Below are 4,150 nucleotides of genomic sequence, written 5' to 3'. Positions count from 1 at the left end.
CTTTGCTAATTCGTTTAAAACCTTTCTCCATAATTTAGAGCTGTCAAGAACGTTGGCTTTATCTACACAAGTTAATTTTTTATTTCTTATCATCGCTGTTTCAAAAGCTTTTTTACCTATTCTTCTGATTTCATTTTCGTCGTATTTTTCTACATCGTATGCAAATTCAACGCCGTCTTCTACGCCTGTTTTTCTTTCGCCGAAGTAAATTCCACCTGTAAGCTCTCTTACAACTACAAAGTCTACACCTTTTTCGACTATGTCAGCTCTAAGTGGGGATGCTTCCTTGATGCTTTCGTGCATAGTTGCAGGTCTTAAATTTACAAATAATCCAAGTCCTGATCTAAGTGCTAGTAAGCCTTTTTCTGGTCTTCTTTCACTTGGTATGTTGTCCCATTTTGGTCCACCAACTGCGCCTAGAAGAACTGCATCACTTTTTTTACATGTATCTAAAGATTCTTCAGGAAGTGGAACTCCTGTAGCATCTATAGCTGCTCCACCACCTAAAACATTTGTACATTCAAATTTATGGTTGTATTTTTCACCTATTTTATTTAAAACTTTTATTCCTTCGTCTATAATTTCAGGACCTACACCGTCCCCTTTTATAACTGCTATTTTAAAATCCATTTATAATAATCCCCCTGGTTGACTTATTTATTTTTTCTCTATAGATTTAATTAAACCACCATTTTGAATTATGTTTTGCATAAATTCTGGGAATGGTTCTGCTTGGTAAGTTTCACCCTTTGTCACATTTTTGATTATACCTGTGTTAAAATCTATTTCAACCTTGTCGCCTTCTTCAATTCCCTTTGCTGCTTCATCACATTCAAGAATTGGAAGCCCTATATTTATCGCATTTCTGTAGAAAATTCTAGCAAAAGTAGATGCGATTACACATGAAATGCCACTTTCTTTTATAGCTATTGGAGCGTGTTCTCTTGAAGAACCACATCCAAAGTTTTTATTTGCTACTATGATATCTCCTTCTTGTACCTTTTTAGCGAATTCTGTATCTATATCCTCCATGCAGTGAGATGCTAATTCCTTCATATCAGGTGTATTTAAGTATCTCGCTGGTATAATTACGTCTGTATCTATATTATCTCCATATTTAAAAACTTTTCCACTTGCTAACATTATTCTTCCCCTCCACAAACTTCACTTGGTGATGATATTTTTCCTGTTATTGCAGATGCTGCTGCAACTGCTGGACTTGCTAAGTAAATTTCTGATTCTGTATGTCCCATTCTACCTACAAAGTTTCTATTTGTAGTTGATACTGCTCTTTCTCCTGCTGCTAGTATACCCATATGCCCACCTAAGCATGGTCCACATGTTGGTGTTGAAATTGCAGCTCCTGCAAGTACCATATCAGTTATATATCCTTTTTCTATTGCTTCAAGATAGATTGCTTGTGTTCCTGGGAAAACTATACATCTTACATCATCAGCAACTTTTTTACCTTTTAATATTTCTGCAGCTATTCTCATATCTTCTATTCTACCATTTGTACAAGAACCGATTACTACTTGATCTATTTTTATATCTTCAGTTATTTCATCAGTAGTTTTTGTATTTTCTGGTAGATGTGGGAATGCTACTGTTGGTTTTAATTTACTTAAATCTATTTCAATCACTCTGTCGTATTCAGCATCTTCGTCTGCTTCGTATACAGTTGGATTTTTTTCTATAGTTGCACATGGATGAGCTGCCATGTATTCTTTAGTTTTTTCGTCAACAGGGAATATACCATTTTTAGCCCCTGCTTCTATAGCCATATTACAAATTGTGAATCTATCGTCCATTGATAAGTAACCAACACCGTCTCCTGTGAATTCCATTGACATATATCTAGCTCCGTCAACTCCTATTTCACCGATTATGTGAAGGATTATATCTTTACCACTTATCCATTTAGCTGGTTTGTTTTTAAGAACAAATTTGATTGCTCCAGGAACCTTAAACCAAGCTTTTCCTGTTGCCATACCAGCAGCCATATCAGTTGAGCCTATACCTGTTGAGAAAGCACCAAGTGCTCCATATGTACAAGTATGTGAGTCAGCTCCTATTACTACATCACCTGCTGTTACTAATCCTTTTTCTGGTAGTAAGCAGTGTTCTATACCCATTTGACCTACATCAAAGTAGTTTACTACTTCTTTTCCTCTAGCGAAAGTTCTCGCTACCTTACATTGTTCTGCACTTTTTATGTCCTTGTTTGGTGTGAAGTGGTCGCAAACTATTGTAACTTTTGTTTTGTCGAATACTTCATCTATTCCTAATTTATTAAACTCAGTTATTGCAACTGGAGTAGTTATATCATTACCTAATACTAAATCTAGGCTAGCTTCTATTAATTGTCCTTTTTTTACTTCGTCCATCCCGGCGTGTTTTGCTAGGATTTTTTGTGTCATAGTCATTCCCATCTTAGTGTCCTCCTCATTTCTATATTACTATCTATTTTAAATTTCATAGGCTATAGCTAAAAAGCTAAAGCCTATATATCTAAATACCAATTTCTATTAATCTACATTCATTTTTATGTAGCTCTTGTTTATAGCGTTCATAAGTGCAGTTATTGCAGCTGTATTTATGTTTTCAGATATTCCAACTCCGAAGTATGGTTCATTAGCACCAGTATCGATTTGTATGTAAGCAACACCTTTAACATGTGAACCTTCACCAAGAGCATGTTCATGATAATGTACGAACTTGTAATTTTTAAGTGGTTTTAATTCTTCTTCATCTTGTTCCATTAACGCATTACTGAATGCATCTACTGGTCCATTACCAGTTCCTTTTATTGTATAATTGTGGTTATTAAAGTTTATAATAGCCTCTAATTCTAGCATATTTGTAGCAACATCACCATTTTCAACATCAAATGAACCAGAATCTGCAGAGCTTATTTTATATCTAGTTAATTTGTATGGTGTTTCTATATTGATATACCATTTTTCAAATAATCCAAATATTTCTTCTGGAGAAAGCTCTTTTCCCATTGAATCTGAACGTTTCTTGACGACTTTACCAAAGTATTTTTGCATAGCTTTTGGCATATTATATCCAAATTCACTTTCCATGATATATGCTGCTCCGCCTTTACCTGATTGTGAATTTATTCTTATGATTTCTTTGTATTCTCTTCCTAAATCGTGAGGATCTAGTGGTAAATAAGGAACTTGCCAGATGTATTCATGTCTTTCTTCTCTTGCCTTCATACCTTTTCTTATAGCATCTTGATGTGATCCAGAGAAAGCTGTGAATACTAAATCTCCTACATATGGATGTCTTTCATCAATTCCTAATTTTGTACAATCTTTATATATTTCTGCTATATCGTTTATATTTGAGAAATCAAGCTCAGGATCTACACCTTGAGAGTACATATTCATACCAACTACTAATACATCTAAGTTTCCTGTTCTTTCTCCATTTCCAAATAAAGTTCCTTCTATTCTATCTGCACCTGCAAGTAATCCTAATTCAGCTGCAGCTGTTGATGTTCCTCTATCATTGTGTGGGTGTAAGCTTATTGTCACACAATCTCTATTTTTAACAGTTTTGCTAAACCATTCGATTTGATCTGCATATCTATTTGGTGTAGTCATTTCAACTGTTGATGGTAAGTTTATTATCATTTTATTTTCTGGAGTTGGTTCCCATACATCCATTACTGCTTCACATATTTCTAGTGCGTAATCCATTTCAGTTCCAGTGAAACTTTCTGGAGAATATTCAAATTGGAAATTTGTTTCTGGATATTTAGCTGCTTCTTCTTTTATTAATTTTGCCCCTTTAACAGCTATATCGATTATTTCTTGTTTATCCATATGGAAAACTACATCTCTTTGTAATACTGATGTTGAATTATATAAATGCACTATTGCGTTTTTACATCCTTTTAATGCTTCAAAAGTTTTTGTTATTAAGTGTTCTCTTGATTGAGTTAAAACTTGTACCTTTACTCCATCTGGTATTAAATTTTCATCTATTAATTTTCTTAAAAAATCGTATTCAGTCTGTGATGCAGATGGAAATCCTATTTCGATTTCTTTGAATCCAACATCTAGTAACATGTTGAACATTCTCATTTTTTGGTCTACGTTCATTGGTGTAGGTAGTGATTGATTTCCGTCTCTTA

4 protein-coding genes are annotated in these 4,150 nt (G+C 34.1%); all 4 read right to left on the bottom strand.

The genetic code is table 11. From position 1 onward, the window contains the following. Window positions 1-630, bottom strand: a 630-nt coding sequence (locus tag MR593_RS06265; RefSeq protein ID WP_290690941.1) for an isocitrate/isopropylmalate family dehydrogenase, incomplete at its 3' end; no start/stop codon positions are given. Window positions 631-657: 27 nt separating this feature from the next. Then, window positions 658-1,143, bottom strand: a complete 486-nt coding sequence (gene leuD, locus MR593_RS06260; RefSeq protein ID WP_290690938.1) for a 3-isopropylmalate dehydratase small subunit — start codon at window positions 1,141-1,143, stop codon at window positions 658-660. Continuing rightward, on the bottom strand, window positions 1,143-2,432 hold the full coding sequence (gene leuC / locus MR593_RS06255) for a 3-isopropylmalate dehydratase large subunit (protein WP_290690936.1): 1,290 nt from the start codon (window positions 2,430-2,432) through the stop codon (window positions 1,143-1,145). Before leuC ends, leuD begins: the two co-directional genes overlap by 1 nt. A gap of 96 nt (window positions 2,433-2,528) precedes the next feature. Beyond that, window positions 2,529-4,150, bottom strand: a 1,622-nt coding sequence (leuA, locus tag MR593_RS06250; RefSeq protein ID WP_290690935.1) for a 2-isopropylmalate synthase, incomplete at its 5' end; no start/stop codon positions are given.

Origin of the sequence: Intestinibacter sp. (genome assembly GCF_022780145.1) — a bacterium.
Lineage (GTDB): Bacteria > Bacillota > Clostridia > Peptostreptococcales > Peptostreptococcaceae > Intestinibacter.
This window is presented reverse-complemented; position numbering and strand designations above follow the sequence as displayed.

Excerpts from the sequence above, each read along its gene's own strand:
- leuD (WP_290690938.1), bottom strand. The coding sequence starts at position 1,143 with ATGTTAGCAAGTGGAAAAGTTTTTAAATATGGAGATAATATAGATACA.
- leuC (WP_290690936.1), bottom strand. The coding sequence starts at position 2,432 with ATGGGAATGACTATGACACAAAAAATCCTAGCAAAACACGCCGGGATG.